This is a genomic window from Klebsiella sp. A52 (assembly GCF_018388785.1).
Taxonomy (GTDB): Bacteria; Pseudomonadota; Gammaproteobacteria; order Enterobacterales; family Enterobacteriaceae; genus Klebsiella; species Klebsiella aerogenes.
In genome coordinates this window covers 3,125,385-3,143,341 of the sequence record NZ_CP074437.1, presented here as the reverse complement: position 1 = coordinate 3,143,341, position 17,957 = coordinate 3,125,385, and the positions used below count along the sequence as shown (strand labels likewise).

18 protein-coding genes and 1 other annotated feature are annotated in these 17,957 nt (G+C 54.0%); of the genes, 12 read left to right on the top strand and 6 right to left on the bottom strand.

The genetic code is table 11. The features are described 5' to 3' along the window. Positions 1-45: 45 nt before the first annotated feature. Positions 46-1,212, bottom strand: a complete 1,167-nt coding sequence (gene dacD / locus KGA69_RS14780) for a serine-type D-Ala-D-Ala carboxypeptidase DacD (protein WP_015365831.1) — start codon at positions 1,210-1,212, stop codon at positions 46-48. A 386-nt stretch (positions 1,213-1,598) separates the two neighbouring features. Between dacD and KGA69_RS14775 the strand changes: the two genes are divergently transcribed. Together KGA69_RS14775 and sbcB are read left to right on the top strand one after the other, a co-directional pair. After that, on the top strand, positions 1,599-2,747 hold the full coding sequence (locus KGA69_RS14775; RefSeq protein WP_213292423.1) for an acyltransferase family protein: 1,149 nt from the start codon (positions 1,599-1,601) through the stop codon (positions 2,745-2,747). Between the two features lie 155 nt (positions 2,748-2,902). Then, complete coding sequence (gene sbcB / locus KGA69_RS14770; protein WP_213292422.1) at positions 2,903-4,324, top strand: exodeoxyribonuclease I; 1,422 nt, start codon at positions 2,903-2,905, stop codon at positions 4,322-4,324. 38 nt (positions 4,325-4,362) lie between these two features. On the opposite strand, the gene fusA is transcribed toward sbcB, so the two are convergent. After that, complete coding sequence (gene fusA, locus KGA69_RS14765; RefSeq protein ID WP_045391746.1) at positions 4,363-6,465, bottom strand: elongation factor G; 2,103 nt, start codon at positions 6,463-6,465, stop codon at positions 4,363-4,365. 238 nt (positions 6,466-6,703) lie between these two features. On the opposite strand from fusA, the gene KGA69_RS14760 reads away from it, so the two are divergent. Continuing rightward, positions 6,704-7,015, top strand: a complete 312-nt coding sequence (locus KGA69_RS14760; protein WP_015365828.1) for an ArsR/SmtB family transcription factor — start codon at positions 6,704-6,706, stop codon at positions 7,013-7,015. 104 nt (positions 7,016-7,119) lie between these two features. Here the strand turns inward: KGA69_RS14760 and plaP are convergent, their stop codons facing one another. The 4 genes from plaP to KGA69_RS14740 form a co-directional block, all read right to left on the bottom strand. After that, positions 7,120-8,478, bottom strand: coding sequence for a putrescine/proton symporter PlaP (gene plaP, locus KGA69_RS14755; protein WP_015365827.1), 1,359 nt, complete (start codon positions 8,476-8,478; stop codon positions 7,120-7,122). After that, a complete protein-coding gene (gene yoeI, locus KGA69_RS24335) occupies positions 8,468-8,530 on the bottom strand; it encodes a membrane protein YoeI (protein ID WP_098949253.1) in 63 nt (20 codons plus the stop codon). Before yoeI ends, plaP begins: the two co-directional genes overlap by 11 nt. A gap of 236 nt (positions 8,531-8,766) precedes the next feature. Further along, positions 8,767-9,648, bottom strand: coding sequence for a LysR family transcriptional regulator (locus tag KGA69_RS14745; RefSeq protein WP_045391749.1), 882 nt, complete (start codon positions 9,646-9,648; stop codon positions 8,767-8,769). A gap of 37 nt (positions 9,649-9,685) precedes the next feature. Continuing rightward, complete coding sequence (locus tag KGA69_RS14740) at positions 9,686-10,510, bottom strand: SDR family oxidoreductase (RefSeq protein ID WP_045391752.1); 825 nt, start codon at positions 10,508-10,510, stop codon at positions 9,686-9,688. A 176-nt stretch (positions 10,511-10,686) separates the two neighbouring features. On the opposite strand from KGA69_RS14740, the gene hisL reads away from it, so the two are divergent. The 9 genes from hisL (at position 10,687) to hisIE (ending at position 17,926) form a co-directional block, all read left to right on the top strand. Continuing rightward, on the top strand, positions 10,687-10,737 hold the full coding sequence (gene hisL, locus KGA69_RS14735) for a his operon leader peptide (RefSeq protein ID WP_009654477.1): 51 nt from the start codon (positions 10,687-10,689) through the stop codon (positions 10,735-10,737). After that, positions 10,713-10,835 (top strand) — a sequence feature (His leader region). It overlaps the preceding gene by 25 nt. A 47-nt stretch (positions 10,836-10,882) precedes the next feature. After that, positions 10,883-11,782 (top strand): ATP phosphoribosyltransferase, encoded by a 900-nt coding sequence (gene hisG / locus KGA69_RS14730; protein ID WP_045379285.1) that lies wholly within the window; start codon positions 10,883-10,885, stop codon positions 11,780-11,782. A gap of 39 nt (positions 11,783-11,821) precedes the next feature. Beyond that, positions 11,822-13,126, top strand: coding sequence for a histidinol dehydrogenase (hisD, locus tag KGA69_RS14725; RefSeq protein WP_045391758.1), 1,305 nt, complete (start codon positions 11,822-11,824; stop codon positions 13,124-13,126). Continuing rightward, positions 13,123-14,184, top strand: coding sequence for a histidinol-phosphate transaminase (hisC, locus tag KGA69_RS14720; RefSeq protein WP_045391761.1), 1,062 nt, complete (start codon positions 13,123-13,125; stop codon positions 14,182-14,184). The genes hisD and hisC overlap by 4 nt, the downstream gene beginning before the upstream one ends. After that, positions 14,181-15,248 carry a bifunctional histidinol-phosphatase/imidazoleglycerol-phosphate dehydratase HisB gene (hisB, locus tag KGA69_RS14715; RefSeq protein ID WP_045391764.1) on the top strand — a complete coding sequence of 356 codons (1,068 nt, stop codon included), beginning with the start codon at positions 14,181-14,183 and terminating at the stop codon, positions 15,246-15,248. Before hisC ends, hisB begins: the two co-directional genes overlap by 4 nt. Beyond that, entirely contained in the window at positions 15,248-15,838 is a 591-nt protein-coding gene (gene hisH / locus KGA69_RS14710) for an imidazole glycerol phosphate synthase subunit HisH (RefSeq protein WP_045391767.1), read from the top strand. The genes hisB and hisH overlap by 1 nt, the downstream gene beginning before the upstream one ends. Further along, positions 15,838-16,575: a 1-(5-phosphoribosyl)-5-[(5-phosphoribosylamino)methylideneamino]imidazole-4-carboxamide isomerase gene (gene hisA, locus KGA69_RS14705; RefSeq protein ID WP_045391770.1), complete on the top strand. Its 738-nt coding sequence runs from the start codon at positions 15,838-15,840 to the stop codon at positions 16,573-16,575. The genes hisH and hisA overlap by 1 nt, the downstream gene beginning before the upstream one ends. Beyond that, positions 16,557-17,333, top strand: a complete 777-nt coding sequence (hisF, locus tag KGA69_RS14700) for an imidazole glycerol phosphate synthase subunit HisF (protein WP_045391773.1) — start codon at positions 16,557-16,559, stop codon at positions 17,331-17,333. Before hisA ends, hisF begins: the two co-directional genes overlap by 19 nt. Beyond that, complete coding sequence (gene hisIE, locus KGA69_RS14695; RefSeq protein ID WP_045391776.1) at positions 17,327-17,926, top strand: bifunctional phosphoribosyl-AMP cyclohydrolase/phosphoribosyl-ATP diphosphatase HisIE; 600 nt, start codon at positions 17,327-17,329, stop codon at positions 17,924-17,926. Before hisF ends, hisIE begins: the two co-directional genes overlap by 7 nt. The last annotated feature ends 31 nt before the right edge of the window (positions 17,927-17,957 follow it).

Below are 17,957 nucleotides of genomic sequence, written 5' to 3'. Positions count from 1 at the left end.
GAATGAAGCCCGCCGCAGAGCGCGGCGGGCCCATGGGTGCGGAGATTAAATGCCGTGATGCAGATAATCGCTCAGACGGGAAAACATCCCGCCCTTGCCAACGCTTTCAAGCGTCACCAGTGGCCAATGACCGACCACTTTGTCGCCATCGTAAAGCGAGATTTCGCCCACGCGTTGGTTAGCGGCGATAGGCGCTTCCAGATCCTTAGTATCCAGTACATATTTTGCTTTGATACGTGGAACTTCAGATTTCGGGATCGCGAGCCAGAAGTCCTGATCGGTGCCGAGCTTGATCTGCTCTTTGTCGCCATACCAGATATGTTCGACGCCAACCTGCTTACCTTTTTGTAGCACCTGGACGGTGTCAAAATTCTGTTGGCCCCAGTGCAACAGCTTAGCCGCCTGCTCTTCTCGCCCTTTTGGACTATCGGCCCCCATCACCACGGCAATCAAACGACGCTGTCCATCGACCGCAGAGGCAATAAGGTTGAAACCAGCTCCTGAGGTATGGCCGGTTTTCAGACCATCGACATTCATGGTTTTGTCCCACAGCAAACCGTTACGGTTCTGCTGGGTGATACCGTTCCACGTCAGGCTTTTTTCGCTATACATATGATAGACATCCGGCTCGCCGTGAATAATGGCCCGCGACAACACCGCTAAATCATAGGCGGAGCTATGCTGACCTGGCGCGTCGAGTCCATGGACGGTTTCAAAATGGGTGTCTTTCAAATGCAATTTTTCAACGTAGCTATTCATCAGCGCGACGAACTGCGGTTGACCGCCGGCGACATAGTCAGCGAGTGCGACGCAGGCGTCGTTACCGGAATCGACGATCAGTCCGCGGCTAAGATCGCGGACGCTAACGCGATCGCCCGCTTTAAGGAACATCAGCGAAGAACCGTTAAACACCGGATTGCCCTTGGCCCAGGCGTCTTTGCCGACGGTGACCATATCATCAAAGGTAATACGATGGCTGTCGATGGCGCGGTCGACGACGTAGCCGGTCATCAGTTTGGTCAGGCTGGCGGGGTTACGCTGTTGGTGTTCGTTACCGGCGGTCAGGATTTGACCGGTAGTGTAGTCCATCAGCACCCAGGAACCGGCCTGGATCGAAGGCGGCGTCACGGTGACGGGCAAATCAGCAGCGGCAAATGCGCAGGAAACGCTCGAAGCGAGCAAAGTTACAGCAAATAAAAAACGGCCTTTCAACGGCATATCCTCAAGATTTACAGATTCGCCGTCCTTTTTACGGAAGTTCGCCTGAGAGATCAGGGTTAAATTGCAAGAAAATATGACATGGTAGATTTATCGATGCTCATAATGAATAAAAAGCATAACAACTAACCTATCTAATATAACGCCATTTATTTTAACGAGGCTATTAACACCCATAATTAGCATGGGATTTAAAAACACTCAAACACAAAAAGTAATTAAGAAAAAACCTAAAAATGCATGTCATAAAAAATTAATATGAAAAACCTTCATGAGGTTATTCTTAAATACTTTCCATAAACAATTCCTATGTAGACATTTCAACTGATCATATATTATCTATTAACATCTAATTCACAAACATATTCATTGGTGTAACGATGAGCCAGAATAAAAACTGGTCTCCTGAGCTTGATGGCTTACGAGGCTACGCTTCCTTGTGGGTCCTGCTCGGTCACATTTGTATTTTGACACGATGCAACATCCCTATCCTGAGCAACCCGGATTTTGGCGTCGATCTTTTCATTTTGCTGTCCGGTTATCTGATGGCTAAAAATTACATTGAAAGGCAGCACGTCGAACCCTGGATGTCCGTTAAAACGGTAATTTCATTTTGGACAAGGCGCTTTTTCCGAATCGCTCCGCTTTATTATCTCCTTCTAATTGTGGCATTTATTTTCGGTGAAACCTTTGGTCACTACCGGGATGCTATCGCGCTGGCATGGCCTGAAACGCAAACTGAGACCGCGAGATATACCGACTCATCAATGGCGAACGTGTTAACGCACATCTCATTCACCTTTGGTTTCCTTCCTTATTATTCATTCAGGACAGTCCTTCCTGACTGGAGTATTGGGCTTGAAATGCAATACTATGCCCTTTTCCCGTTTATCATGATGCTGGTCATGGGGATTGGTTTCATTAGGACTTGCCTGGCATTGATTGTAATGTGCGTAATGGCTGCATTTATTTTCCCTGGATATTTCGCAGCATTCCCGATGCCCTCGATGATTTTATTCAAGCTACCTTTATTTATATCAGGAATGTTGCTCTATAAAGCCGTAGCAGAGAACCGTAAGATCTACGTTATGGTTGCATTACTTTCTCCACTCGCTGCATTTTTGATGGGTTACTTTACTTCACCTATCCGTATGATCATTGAGGTTATGATAATCCTTGGGATGTCGATTCTTCTGATGCCTCATAGCGATAAATCGCCACTAAAAGGTATTGTCTTCTTTAGCAGAAAGTTACTTTCCGCCCGCTTCAGTCAGTTCCTCGGTGACGTATCATATTCGGTATATCTGTTGCATTTGATGATTGTTATTCCGATGATTGGATGGCTTGTTCAACATCAGTCCTACGTGCAACTTCCTGCATTGCTCCGTTTTGTTATTGCTGCTGTGATAATTTTACCAATAACTTATAGCATTGCCATAAATCTATACAAATACATTGAGAAGAGAGGAATTGCACTGGGTCGTAAAATTATTAAGCCTAACAGCATAAAAGTGAATGAAGCGGCTTAAACAACGGCTATAAACAATGTGAGGTCGTGGCGATATTATTTAAAAATAATATCGCCACGACATTAAAAACCGCGACAAACTTTAGTTGCGCCTTCAATGTTAATAAGGGAAAATCAGGCTATCAAATAGATTATCAGAGCGATTACATTTCAATTATGGCTGACCGCGAACAACAATCCTTCCTCTTCCACGACTACGAAACCTTCGGTACCAGCCCTTCGCTCGACCGACCGGCGCAGTTCGCCGCCATCCGCACCGATAGCGATCTGAATGTCATTGGCGAACCGGAAGTCTTCTACTGCAAGCCTGCGGACGACTATCTGCCGCAGCCGCAGGCGGTAATGATTACCGGTATTACGCCACAGGAAGCGCTGGCCAAAGGTGACAACGAGGCCGCTTTCGCCCGCCGCATCAACGATCTGATCACGGTGCCGAAAACCTGTATCGTCGGCTATAACAATGTCCGCTTTGATGACGAAGTCAGCCGCAATATTTTTTATCGCAACTTTTACGATCCCTATGCCTGGAGCTGGCAGCATGATAATTCGCGCTGGGATCTGCTGGATGTAATGCGCGCCTGCTATGCCCTGCGTCCGGAAGGTATCAACTGGCCGGATAACGAAGAAGGACTGCCAAGCTTCCGCCTTGAGCATCTGACCGTCGCAAACGGTATTGAGCATAGTAATGCCCACGATGCGATGGCCGATGTGTACGCCACCATCGCGATGGCGAAACTGGTGAAAACCCATCAGCCGCGTCTGTTTGAATATCTGTACAGTCATCGTAATAAACGCAAGCTGGCGACGTTGATCGACGTGCCGCAGTTAAAACCACTAGTCCACGTTTCCGGTATGTTCGGCGCCGCCCGCGGCAACACCAGCCTGGTCGCGCCGCTAGCCTGGCATCCGGATAACCGCAATGCGGTGATTATGGTTGATCTGGCGGGGGATATGTCGCCGTTGTTGGAGCTCGATGCCGATACACTGCGCGAACGCCTGTATACTCCACGAGATGAACTCGGTGATTTACCGGCAGCGCCAATTAAGCTGGTGCATTTAAATAAATGCCCGGTGCTGGCGCAGGCCAATACGTTGCGCCCGCAGGATGCCGACCGTTTAGGTATTAATATTCAGCGCTGCCTGGAGAACGCCCAACTGCTGCGCGCAAATCCGCAGGTACGCGAAAAGGTAGTCGCGCTATATGCCGAAGCCGAACCGTTCACGCCATCGGATAATGTTGACGCCCAACTTTACAACGGATTCTTTAGCGATGCCGATCGCGCGGCGATGAAAATTGTGCTGGAAACCGAACCCCGAAATCTGCCGGCGCTGGATATTACCTTTGCTGATAAACGCATTGAACGCCTGCTGTTTAACTACCGCGCGCGTAACTTCCCCGGTACGCTTGATGAAAACGAACAGCAGCGTTGGTTAGAGCACCGCCGTAACGTCTTTACGCCGGAATTTTTGCAGGCCTATGCCGATGAACTGCAGTTGCTGTATCAACAGTACGCTGACGATAGTGAAAAACAGGCCCTGTTGAAAGCGCTGTGGCAATATGCGCAGGAAATCGTTTAACCCGGGCCAGGCCGTAACCGTAGCCCGGGAATACTGACTTAACTTTTCGCGCGGCTGGCGATGATATCGTCGGCCACGTTACGCGGCGCTTCCGCGTAATGATGGAACTCCATGCTATAGGTCGCGCGGCCCTGCGACATCGAGCGCAGCGTAGTAGAATAACCGAACATTTCGGCCAGCGGCACATCGGCACGAATAATCTGGCTACCGAAACGCTCCTCCATCCCCTGCACCATCCCGCGACGGGAAGAGAGATCGCCCATAATATTCCCCGCGTACTCTTCCGGCGTCTCCACCTCGACGTGCATCACCGGCTCCAGGATCACCGGGTCCGCTTTTCGCGCCCCTTCCTTGAAGCCGAAAATTGCCGCCATACGGAAAGCCATCTCGGACGAATCGACGTCATGATACGAACCAAACGTCAGAGTCGCTTTAACGTCGACGACCGGATAGCCCGCCAGCACGCCGGCGCCCATCGCTTCACGCAGCCCTTTCTCCACAGAAGGGATGTATTCACGCGGTACCACCCCACCTTTGGTGGCATCTTCAAATACAAAGCCGCTCCCCGCCGCCAATGGCTCCAGTGTCAGCACGACGTGCCCATACTGCCCCTTACCGCCGGACTGACGCACAAATTTACCTTCCACATCCTTCACCGTTTTACGGATGGTTTCCCGATAGGTAACCTGCGGACGGCCAATATTCGCCTCAACGCCAAACTCGCGTTTCATACGGTCGACGATAATCTCCAGATGCAACTCCCCCATCCCGGAGATAATCGTCTGTCCGGACTCTTCATCGGTGTGCAGGCGGAACGACGGATCCTCGGAAGCCAACCGCTGCAGCGCAATGCCCATTTTCTCCTGGTCGGCCTTAGTCTTCGGTTCAATCGCCAGCGAAATGACCGGTTCCGGGAACTCCATGCGCTCGAGAGTGATGACCGCATCCGGATCGCATAGCGTATCGCCCGTCGTGACATCTTTTAGACCAACACAGGCGGCAATATCGCCGGCGTGCAACTCGTCGACTTCGTGGCGATCGTTGGCATGCATCAGCACGATACGCCCGATACGCTCTTTCTTGCCCTTCACCGGGTTAAAAACCGCATCGCCCTTTTTCAACGTCCCGGAATAGACGCGAATGAAGGTCAACTGGCCGACGTAGGGATCGGTCATGAGTTTAAACGCCAGCGCCGACAGCGGCTCATCGTCGCTCGGGTGACGTTCCGCCGGTTGCCCCTTGTCATCAATACCCTGAATAGCCGGAATATCCAGCGGCGACGGCATGAATTCAACGACCGCGTCGAGCATCCTCTGTACGCCTTTATTTTTAAAAGCGCTACCGCAGAGCACCGGCTGGATCTCGCCGCTGACCGTGCGTTTACGTAGTCCGGCCACAATTTCCGCTTCGCTCAGTTCACCGCTCTCAAGATATTTATCCATCAGCTCATCACTGGCTTCCGCCGCGGCCGAGACCATTTTTTCCCGCCACTGCCGGGCCGTCGCCAGCAGGTCATCAGGTACAGGCGCGTAACTGAACGTCATCCCCTGCGTTGCATCATCCCACTGAATGGCCCGCATCTTTATCAGGTCAACGACGCCGGTGAAATGTTCTTCGGCGCCAATGGGGATCACAATCGGCACCGGATTGGCCTTCAGGCGGTCGATCATCATTTGCACCACGCGGAAGAAATCGGCGCCCGGGCGGTCCATTTTGTTGACGAAAGCCAGTCGCGGTACATGATACTTGTTGGCCTGCCGCCAGACGGTCTCCGACTGCGGCTGCACGCCGCCGACCGAGTCATAGACCATCACCGCGCCGTCCAGCACGCGCATCGAGCGTTCTACTTCGATAGTGAAGTCCACGTGCCCCGGAGTATCAATGATATTAATACGATGGGGCTCAAAGCTGCGGTCCATCCCGGGCCAGAAACAGCTTACCGCTGCGGAAGTAATGGTAATCCCACGTTCCTGCTCCTGCGCCATCCAGTCGGTAGTTGCCGCGCCATCGTGTACTTCACCCAGCTTATGGCTCATTCCGGTGTAAAACAGAATGCGCTCAGTGGTGGTGGTTTTACCGGCATCGATATGCGCGGAGATACCGATGTTGCGATAACGTTCGAGGGGGATGGGTCGGGGCATGATGCGTCCTTAGTCATTTTGACTGTCAATGAGCGGCTAAATCCGCCGCGGTTAGGTTTACGGCATCTATAATAGTACAACTGTACGAGTATATTCGAACTGTTTTCTCTATCACTGTTATCGGTCAGGTTGCGACGGCGCGCGTGGCGCAAGAAAAGGAGTTTGGGTATATTAGCCGCCAGCCGCCGATACGGACTGCTGTTCGCGTAAACAGCACAACCGCCGACACAGGAATATTATGATCGCCAATCACCCCGAACGTGAACAAATTCGCCTGGAAAATGTCCTTTTTGCCCTGGGTAACCCCTTGCGGCTGGAAATCATTCGCACGCTCTCCGACGGCAGCGAGCAGAGTTGTAACGCGCTACGCAAAGAAGATATCGCTAAATCCACCATGACTCACCACTGGCGGGTACTGCGCGACAGCGGCGTGATCTGGCAACGTCCTCAGGGGCGGGAAAACTTAATTTCGCTCCGCCGCGACGATTTGGATGCCCGCTTTCCAGGACTGCTGGATACGCTGCTTAACGTGATGCGACAGGAGAAGTAAGCGCTCCATCCCCTGCCCCCCGGCCGCCACCGGGGATATTCAGCGGACGCCAGAAACAAAAAAGCCGGAGGTTTCCCCCCGGCTTTTGTTAGCATAAAGCGTGATTACGCAACGTCTTCGTATTGCGGTACCGGGTTGCGGAAGCTTTTGGTTACGCACGCCAGGTAAATCAGACCGATACCGGCCCAGATCAGACCCAGGATCATCGAGCTCTCTTCCAGGTTAACCCACAGCGCGCCTACGGTCAGAGCGCCGCACATCGGCAGGAACAGATACTGGAAGTGGTCTTTCAGCGTCTTGTTGCGTTTCTCGCGGATCCAGAACTGCGAGATAACCGACAGGTTAACGAAGGTGAACGCCACCAGCGCGCCGAAGTTAATCAGCGCGGTCGCCATTACCAGGTCAAAGTTAATCGCCAGCAGCGCGATCGCGCCAACCAGGATGATGTTCATCGCCGGAGTGCGCCAGGTCGGATGCACGTAGCCGAAGAAGCTTTTCGGGAATACGCCATCGCGGCCCATTACGTACATCAGGCGCGCAACGCCAGCGTGCGCCGCCATACCGGAAGCCAGCACGGTGATAGTGGAGAAGATCAGCGCGCCCACCTGGAAGGCTTTACCTGCCACATACAGCATGATTTCAGGCTGTGAGGCATCCGGATCCTTAAAGCGCGAGATATCCGGGAAGTACAGCTGCAGGAAGTAGGTAGCAAAAATGAAGATCAGGCCGCCAATCAGCGCAGTCAGGAAGATAGCGCGCGGAATAACGCGTTCTGCATCTTTGGTCTCTTCAGACAGATTGCTGATGCCGTCAAAGCCGGTAAATGAGAAGCAGAGTATCGTCGCCCCGGTAATCATCGGGATAACGTGCGCATCGCCGGACCAGAACGGACGGCTGCTGGCCAGCGTACCGGCGCCCTCGCCTTCAAATACGCCATACACCACCATGCCGAGGATCACGGCAATCAGTACCACCTGCAACACCACGATAACGGTATTGAAGTTGGCGACGGACTTGATGCTGCGCAGGTTAAAGGCGGTCATAAACGCGACCAGCGCGATAACAAACACCCACGACGGAATCGAAGGCACCAGCGCTTCAAAGTAGATTTTCGCCAGCAGGATATTGATCATCGGCGCGAACAGGTAGTCGAGCAGAGAGGACCAACCCACCATGAAGCCAACGGTCGGGCTAATGGATTTCTGGGCGTAGGTATACGCTGAACCCGCGGAAGGATAGCGGCGTACCAGCTTCCCATAGCTCAGCGCAGTAAAAAGAATAGCGATTAACGCAAAGGCGTAGGCCGTCGGCACGTGGCCGTCGGTCATACCAGAGACGATACCGAACGTATCGAACAGCGTCATCGGCTGCATATAGGCCAGGCCCATCATTACAACCGGAACTAACGTAAGGGTTTTACGTAATTCCACGCGAGAGGTATTTGGAGTAGCGTTATGCGACATAGTTATCCCCTTTTACGGCGAAGGCCAGCGCGTAAGCAAAAAATTGCCCCATTTCTTTCTATTCCTCAGCGACAACGACTGTCGGTTTTTAGTAAATATCTATCCGGTACGAAGCCCGGCCTCTTGGTATTGAATGATGTGTCTTTCGACCAAAAAAATAACCGACACTTTAAAAAAAGCGTCGGCTAGTCTCTGGTTTTCAGGCTGCGTATTTTGCAACAACTTCTGGCTTAATGACAAGATGTTGTAAGGTTTATTAATAGGCTAAGAATTCTAACCGCCTAATATTCATACTATTTTAGTATTGTAGATCTGACGAATAGCACTATTTGCTAATATCGCTTGTAACCACCATTGCGCGGCAAGGCCAAAAACGTCTTCATTCCAGCCAATCCATGCCCGATGCAGCCGCGCGGGTGTGGTAATGCGTTTCTCGACCAATTTGCCCTTCTCCAGCCAGGCCTTAGCCAGATAACGCGGCAAGTAGGCCCAGCCCAGCCCGGCGCATACCAGCTCCAACAGGCCGTTCATATCAAAAACCGTCACACTCTCCTGCTTTTCGCTTTGCAGCAAACCGGCATCGCAGATAATCGCCCGATATCGCTGTAACACCCGCAAATTCAGCGGTTCCTTAGCCTGCGCCAGCGGATGATTAATCGCGACCACAAAACACAGATCCAGCTCGCCAAGCAGACTAAAACCATAACCCACCAGCGTTGGCGGCTCGTTAAGCGCGCCCAGCACCATGTCGGCCTCGCCTGCCACCAGAGCATCCCAACCTCCAGCATTGGTGAATTGCAAACGGGTCACGTTGTGCTGTTGATAAAACTGTTCCATGAGTGAAGTTAAAAGAGAGAAAGGAAAAGTCATATCGACGCTGATGGTCAGGGTATTTTCCCAGCCCTGATGTAACCTGATAGCCTGCAGCTCAAGTTCACGAGCGGTATGAAGTAGCTCACGCCCCTTTTCCAACAGCATCTGCCCGGTGCAAGTAAAGCGCGCCCGATGGCCGCTACGATCCAGCAGTTGGATATTTAGATCGCTTTCTAGTTTATGGATGGTGTAGCTCAGCGCCGAGGGGGTTTTATAGAGCTTTGCCGAGGCCGCGGCAAAGCTCCCCTCTTTTTCTAAGGCATCAAGAATAACGAGGACATCCAGCAGTGGTTTCATCGCCCCCCCCTTACGGTACGCGAATGCCTGCTGGTGGTTACTCCATCGGCATCACCAGCGGATCGGGGTACTGGTATTCAAAGCCAAGCTCATAGCAGATCCGGTTGCCATCAATGATTTTACCTTTACCGCCTTCCGGGTTATCGGTAAATACCGGTAACGGCAGCCCAAGTTCACGGGCCATCTGCGGATAAAAGACACCTCGCGCCGGATGCATTGGCGCACATATATTATAGATGTGTCCGCCTTTCGGAGCCTGAAGCAATAACTCAATCGCGGCAATAACATCCTGCAGATGCACCAGATTGACCCCGTGCTGCCCATCCGGAGCCGATTTACCGGCAAAGAAACGCCCCGGGTGGCGAGAAGGCCCCACCAGCCCGGCGAGACGCAGAATATCCACCGAGGTACCCGGCAACGCATGCAGCCAGTCCTCCAGCTCTTTCAGAACCCTGCCGCTGGCGGTTTGCGGATCGCGCGGCGAATTTTCCTTCATCGTCCCTTCAGTATTGCCATAAACCGAGGTCGAACTGGTAAAAATAATGCGTGGAATATGCCGCGAGAGCGCGGTATCGACAATCTCCTGCACCGCCTGTAGATAGAAATCTTCCCCGGGGCCCGTGCGCCGCGCTGGTAACGTGATGACCAGCGCATCGACGTTCATCATCGCGTCCAGATCCTCAGCATCACAGATCAGCTGGGGGTCAAGACGCAGCGGATATCCTTCAATACCGCACATCCGCGCCGCCTCTACGCCATCCTGCGTCGTTTTACTGCCGGTGACATGCCAACCACGCGCGCGCAATGACAACGCAAGCGGCATGCCCAGCCACCCTAATCCGACAATCGCGACCTTTTTCATACCCTGGCTCCTGACTCATTCGCTGTGCTGATACTAGGCTACGCCAGCCTGCGAGACCTGACAATTTGTTCGACGAATATGAAATGAATTAATGATGGAAAAAAGGGCTTGCTTTATGCGCCGGAACTGGTTTAGGTTAAAAGACATCAAATGCATAGTCATTCAAAGAGAATTTTATGAACAGCGTTCAATTTAAAAACCACCATCATCACCATCATCCTGACTAGTCTTTCAGGCGATGTGTGCTGGAAGACGTTTGGATCTTCCAGTGGTGCATGAACGCAAAGAGAGCCCCCGGAAGATTCACTTCCGGGGGCTTTTTTTTGGACCGAATTCGGACAGATTCAGACAGGTATTCAGAGGAAAACAACAATGTTAGACAACACCCGTTTACGCATAGCTATTCAGAAATCAGGCCGCTTGAGTGAAGATTCACGCGAACTGCTCGGCCGTTGCGGCATTAAAGTCAACCTGCACACCCAGCGTCTGATCGCCCTTGCGGAAAACATGCCGATCGACATTCTGCGCGTTCGCGATGACGATATTCCGGGGCTGGTGATGGACGGCGTTGTCGACCTTGGCATTATCGGCGAGAACGTGCTGGAAGAAGAGCTGCTGAGCCGCCGCGCGCAGGGCGAAGACCCGCGCTATTTCACCCTGCGCCGTCTCGATTTTGGCGGATGCCGCCTGTCGCTGGCGACACCGGTGGATGAAAACTGGAATGGCCCGGCGGCGCTGGACGGTAAACGCATCGCCACCTCTTACCCACACCTGTTAAAGCGCTATCTCGATCAGAAAGGTATCTCCTTTAAATCCTGTCTGCTGAACGGCTCCGTCGAAGTCGCCCCACGCGCTGGCCTTGCCGATGCCATCTGCGATCTCGTTTCTACCGGCGCAACCCTCGAAGCCAACGGCCTGCGCGAAGTTGAAGTGATTTATCGTTCCAAAGCCTGCCTGATCCAGCGCGACGGTGAGATGGACGATGCGAAACAGCAACTGATCGACCGTCTGCTGACCCGTATTCAGGGAGTTATCCAGGCCCGCGAATCGAAATACATCATGATGCACGCACCGACCGAACGGCTGGAAGAAGTGGTGGCGCTGCTGCCGGGCGCAGAGCGGCCAACTATTCTGCCGCTGGCAGGAGACAAACAGCGGGTAGCGATGCACATGGTCAGCAGCGAAACCCTGTTCTGGGAAACCATGGAAAAACTGAAAGCGCTGGGCGCCAGTTCTATTCTGGTGCTACCGATAGAGAAAATGATGGAGTAATCCAGCAATTCGTTTACGGGACAAACAGGGGAAATGACCATGAGCTTCAATACCATTATCGACTGGAATAGCTGCAGCGCCGCACAACAGCAACAACTATTAATGCGCCCGGCGATTTCAGCTTCTGAGAGCATCAGCAAAACGGTAGCCGGGATCCTCGCTAACGTAAAAGAGAATGGCGATGCCGCCTTACGCGAATATAGCGCCAAATTCGATAACACCACCGTCACAGCGCTCAAAGTGTCTGACGAAGAGATTGCTGCCGCCGGCGCGCGCCTCAGCGACGAGCTCAAACAAGCGATGGCGGTGGCGGTCAACAATATCGAGACCTTTCACAACGCGCAGCAGTTGCAGGTTGTCGATGTTGAAACCCAACCCGGCGTTCGCTGCCAGCAGCTTACCCGCCCTATCGCTTCCGTCGGCTTATATATTCCGGGCGGTTCGGCGCCGCTGTTTTCAACGGTGCTGATGCTCGCCACACCGGCGCGCATTGCCGGCTGTCAGGAAGTGGTACTGTGCTCGCCGCCGCCGATTGCCGATGAAATCCTTTATGCGGCGCAGCTTTGCGGCGTGCGTAATATCTTTAACGTCGGCGGCGCGCAGGCTATCGCGGCAATGGCCTTCGGCACGGAATCGGTGGCGAAAGTCGCTAAAATCTTTGGCCCTGGCAACGCCTTCGTCACCGAGGCCAAACGCCAGGTCAGCCAGCGCCTTGACGGCGCGGCTATCGATATGCCCGCTGGCCCGTCGGAAGTTCTGGTGATTGCCGACAGCGGCGCGACGCCGGATTTCGTCGCCTCCGATTTACTCTCCCAGGCGGAACATGGCCCGGATTCCCAGGTTATCTTGCTGACCCCGGACGCCGACATGGGGTCCCGGGTCGCCGCAGCGGTTGAACGTCAGCTAGCGGCCCTGCCGCGTGCCGAAACCGCGCGTGAAGCGCTTTCCGCCAGCCGTATTATTGTCGCCCGCGATCTCGCCCAATGTGTAGAGATCTCAAATCAGTACGGACCGGAGCACCTGATTATCCAGACCCGTAACGCCCGTGAACTAGTTGACGGTATCACCAGCGCCGGTTCGGTATTCCTCGGTGACTGGTCGCCAGAATCGGCAGGTGATTACGCCTCCGGCACCAACCACGTGCTGCCGACCTACGGCTACACCGCGACCTGTTCCAGCCTCGGTCTGGCGGATTTTCAAAAGCGCATGACCGTACAGGAACTGACGCGTGAAGGCTTCGCCGCCCTCGCCCCGACTATCGAGATCCTGGCCGCAGCCGAACTGCTGACCGCCCACAAAAACGCCGTAACGCTGCGCGTAGCCGCCCTTAAGGAGCAAGCATGAGCATTGAAGACTTAGCCCGCGCCAATATCCGCGCGCTGACGCCGTATCAATCCGCCCGCCGTCTTGGGGGGAAAGGCGACGTGTGGCTGAACGCCAACGAATTCCCCACCGCCGTGGAATTCCAGTTGACCGAACAGACATTAAACCGCTATCCAGAACCACAGCCGAAGGCGGTTATCGAAAACTACGCGCAATATGCCGGCGTAAAACCAGAACAGGTACTGGTGAGCCGCGGTGCTGACGAAGGCATCGAGTTGCTGATCCGCGCCTTTTGCGAACCGGGCGAGGACGCTGTCCTTTATTGCCCGCCAACCTACGGCATGTACAGCGTCAGCGCCGAAACCATCGGCGTTGAGTGCCGTACGGTGCCGACGCTCGCCGACTGGCAGCTCGATTTGCCGGGTATCGAAGCGAATCTCACCGGCGTGAAAGTGGTGTTTGTCTGCAGCCCCAATAATCCGACCGGGCAGATAATCAATCCGCAAGATTTCCGCGCCCTGCTGGAAATGACGCGCGGTAAAGCAATCGTGGTAGCGGATGAAGCCTATATTGAGTTCTGCCCCCAGGCATCTCTGACGAACTGGCTGAACGAGTACCCGCACCTGGTTATCCTGCGCACCTTATCGAAAGCCTTTGCGCTGGCCGGGCTGCGCTGCGGTTTTACGCTGGCTAACGCAGAGGTGATTAATGTACTGCTGAAAGTCATCGCGCCTTATCCGCTCTCAACGCCGGTCGCCGATATCGCCGCCCAGGCATTAAGCCCGGCAGGCATTGCCGCTATGCGCGCGCGCGTGGCGCAGATCATTGATGAACGCGCTTACCTGGTCGATGCGCTGCGCGAGATCGCCTGTGTCGAACAAGTGTTCGATTCCGAGACCAACTACCTGCTGGCGCGGATAACCGCCTCCAGCGCGGTGTTTAAATCTTTGTGGGATCAGGGCATTATCTTACGTGACCAAAATAAACAACCCTCATTAAGCGGCTGTTTGCGTATCACTATCGGTACCCGTGCAGAGAGCCAGCGCGTGATTGACGCTTTGACTGCGGAGAATGTATGACCCAGAAGTTTCTCTTTATTGACCGTGACGGTACGCTTATCTCTGAACCGCCGGTTGATTTTCAGGTAGACCGGTTTGAAAAACTGGCCTTCGAACCGCAGGTGATCCCGGCGCTGCTTAAGCTACAGCAGGAAGGCTATAAGCTGGTGATGATCACCAACCAGGATGGCCTTGGTACCGATAGCCTGCCGCAGGAGGAATTCGACGGCCCGCACAACCTGATGATGCAGGTCTTCTCCTCGCAGGGCGTTATCTTTGAATCCGTGCTGATTTGCCCGCACATGCCTGGTGATAACTGCGACTGCCGCAAGCCGAAGACCCAACTGGTATTGCCGTGGCTGGAAGAGGGCGTAATGGATAAAGCCCACAGTTACGTCATCGGCGACCGCGCCACCGATATAGAGTTAGCGGATAACATGGGCATCATCGGCCTGCGCTATAACAGTGAAACGCTGAACTGGCCGACCATCTGCGAACAGCTGACCCGTCGCGACCGCTACGCTCACGTTGAGCGCATCACCAAAGAGACCCAGGTTGACGTTAAAGTCTGGCTGGATCGTGAAGGCGGCAGCAAGATCCACACCGGCGTGGGTTTCTTCGACCACATGCTCGATCAGATTGCCACCCACGGCGGCTTTCGCCTGGAGATTAACGTCGGCGGCGATCTTTACATCGACGATCACCACACCGTAGAAGATACCGGCCTGGCGTTAGGCGAAGCGCTGAAGCTGGCGCTGGGCGATAAGCGCGGCATTAACCGCTTTGGCTTCGTGTTGCCGATGGATGAATGCCTGGCGCGCTGTGCGCTGGATATCTCAGGTCGCCCACACCTCGAATATAAAGCTGACTTCACCTATCAGCGCGTCGGCGACCTGAGCACCGAGATGGTCGAACACTTCTTCCGCTCGCTCTCCTATACCATGGCGGTGACGCTGCACCTGAAAACCAAAGGTAAGAACGATCACCACCGCGTCGAGAGCCTGTTCAAGGCCTTTGGCCGTACGCTGCGCCAGGCCATTCGGGTCCAGGGCGACACGTTGCCATCTTCAAAAGGGGTATTGTGATGAACGTGGTGATCCTCGATACCGGGTGCGCCAACCTCAACTCGGTGAAATCTGCAGTGAGCCGCCATGGCTATGAGCCAGTGGTCAGCCGCGAGCCGGATGTTGTTCTGCGTGCCGATAAACTTTTTCTGCCCGGCGTCGGCACCGCGCAGGCTGCGATGGATCAGCTGCGCGAACGCGAGCTCATTGACTTGATTAAAGCCTGTACCCAGCCGGTGCTGGGGATTTGTCTCGGCATGCAGTTACTCGGTGCGCGCAGCGAAGAGAATAACGGTGTTGAGCTACTGGGCATTATTGATGAAGAAGTGCCGAAAATGACCGACCACGGACTGCCGCTGCCGCATATGGGATGGAACCGGGTCTATGCCAAAGCCGGCGATCGCCTGTTCCGCGGCATTGAAGAAGGCGCTTATTTCTATTTCGTCCATAGCTACGCCATGCAGGTCAATCCGTACACTATCGCCCAATGCAACTACGGCGAGGCCTTCACCGCGGCGGTACAGAAAGATAACTTCTTTGGCGTACAGTTCCACCCTGAGCGCTCAGGTAGCGCCGGTGCGCAGCTGCTGAAAAATTTCCTGGAGATGTAATGATCATTCCAGCTTTAGATTTAATTGACGGTACCGTGGTGCGCCTGCATCAGGGCGACTATGGCCAGCAGCGCGACTATGGCAACGATCCGTTACCGCGCCTGCAATCCTATGCGGATCAGGGCGCGGAAGTATTGCATCTGGTTGATCTGACCGGGGCGAAAGATCCGGCAAAACGCCAGATTCCGCTGCTTAAGACCCTGGTTGCCGGCATTACGGTACCTGTGCAGGTCGGCGGCGGCGTACGTACGCAAGAAGACGTTGCCGCACTGCTTGATGCCGGCGTGGCGCGCGTGGTGGTCGGTTCAACGGCAGTGAAATCGCCGGAGGAGGTCAAAGGCTGGTTTAAACGCTTTGGCCCCGAGCATCTGGTGCTGGCGCTGGATGTACGCATTGATGCCGAGGGTCATAAACAGGTGGCGGTGAGCGGCTGGCAGGAAAACTCTGGCGTCACTCTGGAAGAGCTGGTGGAAAGCTATCTGCCGGTCGGCTTGCAACATGTGCTGTGTACCGATATCTCCCGTGACGGTACTCTGGCGGGTTCCAACGTCTCTCTATATGAAGAGGTCTGCGCGCGTTATCCGCAGGTGGCGTTCCAGTCTTCCGGCGGGATCGGCGGTCTCAGCGATATCGCCGCGCTGCGCGGAACCGGCGTTCGCGGGGTGATCGTCGGCCGCGCGCTACTGGAAGGTAAATTCAACGTAACGGAGGCCATTCAATGCTGGCAAAACGGATAATCCCCTGCCTGGACGTCCGCGACGGTCAGGTAGTAAAAGGCGTGCAGTTTCGCAACCACGAAATTATCGGTGATATCGTTCCGCTGGCAAAACGCTATGCCGATGAAGGCGCGGATGAACTGGTGTTCTACGATATTACCGCCTCCAGCGATGGCCGGGTAGTCGATAAAAGTTGGGTATCGCGCGTAGCGGAAGTGATTGATATTCCGTTCTGCGTAGCCGGTGGAATTAAGTCGCTGGAAGACGCGGCGCAGATCCTCTCCTTCGGCGCCGACAAAATTTCAATTAACTCGCCTGCGCTTGCGGATCCAACGTTAATCACCCGTCTCGCCGATCGCTTTGGCGTGCAGTGCATCGTGGTAGGGATTGATACCTGGTTTGATGAACAGACCGGAAAATATCACGTTAATCAGTACACCGGCGATGAGAGCCGAACTCGCGTCACTCAATGGGAGACGCTGGATTGGGTACAGGAAGTACAAAAGCGCGGAGCGGGAGAAATTGTCCTCAACATGATGAACCAGGACGGCGTGCGCAACGGTTACGATCTGGATCAGCTCAGAAAGGTCCGTGAAGTGTGTAACGTTCCGCTGATTGCCTCCGGCGGCGCCGGTACCATGGAGCACTTCCTTGAGGCATTCCGCGACGCCAACGTCGATGGCGCCCTCGCCGCTTCCGTGTTCCATAAACAAATTATTAATATTGGCGAATTAAAAACGTTCCTGTCAGCCCAGGGCGTGGAGATCAGGGTATGTTGAGTGAACAGCTGGATTGGCAAAAAACCGACGGCATGATGCCGGCCATCATACAGCACGCTGAATCTGGCGAAGTGTTAATGCTAGGATATATGAATGAGGACGCGCTGGCGAAAACGCAAGAAAGCGGCAAAGTAACCTTCTACTCGCGCACCAAACAGCGCCTGTGGACAAAGGGTGAAACCTCCGGCAACTTTCTTAATGTGGTCAGCATTACCCCGGATTGCGATAACGATACCTTGTTAGTGTTGGTCAACCCGATAGGCCCGACCTGCCACAAAGGAACTTCAAGCTGCTTTGGGGAAACCGGACACCAATGGCTGTTCCTCTATCAACTGGAACAACTGCTGGCCGAGCGCAAACATGCAGACCCGGAGAGCTCATACACTGCGAAACTGTATGCCAGCGGCACCAAACGTATTGCGCAAAAAGTTGGGGAAGAAGGCGTAGAGACCGCCCTGGCCGCGACGGTAAATGACAAGTTTGAACTGAAGAATGAAGCGTCAGACCTGATGTATCACCTGCTGGTGCTACTTCAGGACCAGGGGCTGGATTTAGGGGATATTATCGATAATCTTAAGTCCAGACATAAGTAAATCGAAACATGCATTGAAGGGACTCTGGTTT

Bases quoted from the DNA above. Each gene is read 5' to 3' on its own strand.
- KGA69_RS14775 (WP_213292423.1), top strand. From the start codon at position 1,599: ATGAGCCAGAATAAAAACTGGTCTCCTGAGCTTGATGGCTTACGAGGC.
- sbcB (WP_213292422.1), top strand. From the start codon at position 2,903: ATGGCTGACCGCGAACAACAATCCTTCCTCTTCCACGACTACGAAACC.
- fusA (WP_045391746.1), bottom strand. From the start codon at position 6,465: ATGCCCCGACCCATCCCCCTCGAACGTTATCGCAACATCGGTATCTCC.
- KGA69_RS14760 (WP_015365828.1), top strand. From the start codon at position 6,704: ATGATCGCCAATCACCCCGAACGTGAACAAATTCGCCTGGAAAATGTC.
- plaP (WP_015365827.1), bottom strand. From the start codon at position 8,478: ATGTCGCATAACGCTACTCCAAATACCTCTCGCGTGGAATTACGTAAA.
- KGA69_RS14745 (WP_045391749.1), bottom strand. From the start codon at position 9,648: ATGAAACCACTGCTGGATGTCCTCGTTATTCTTGATGCCTTAGAAAAA.
- KGA69_RS14740 (WP_045391752.1), bottom strand. From the start codon at position 10,510: ATGAAAAAGGTCGCGATTGTCGGATTAGGGTGGCTGGGCATGCCGCTT.
- hisG (WP_045379285.1), top strand. From the start codon at position 10,883: ATGTTAGACAACACCCGTTTACGCATAGCTATTCAGAAATCAGGCCGC.
- hisD (WP_045391758.1), top strand. From the start codon at position 11,822: ATGAGCTTCAATACCATTATCGACTGGAATAGCTGCAGCGCCGCACAA.
- hisC (WP_045391761.1), top strand. From the start codon at position 13,123: ATGAGCATTGAAGACTTAGCCCGCGCCAATATCCGCGCGCTGACGCCG.
- hisB (WP_045391764.1), top strand. From the start codon at position 14,181: ATGACCCAGAAGTTTCTCTTTATTGACCGTGACGGTACGCTTATCTCT.
- hisH (WP_045391767.1), top strand. From the start codon at position 15,248: ATGAACGTGGTGATCCTCGATACCGGGTGCGCCAACCTCAACTCGGTG.
- hisA (WP_045391770.1), top strand. From the start codon at position 15,838: ATGATCATTCCAGCTTTAGATTTAATTGACGGTACCGTGGTGCGCCTG.
- hisF (WP_045391773.1), top strand. From the start codon at position 16,557: ATGCTGGCAAAACGGATAATCCCCTGCCTGGACGTCCGCGACGGTCAG.
- hisIE (WP_045391776.1), top strand. From the start codon at position 17,327: ATGTTGAGTGAACAGCTGGATTGGCAAAAAACCGACGGCATGATGCCG.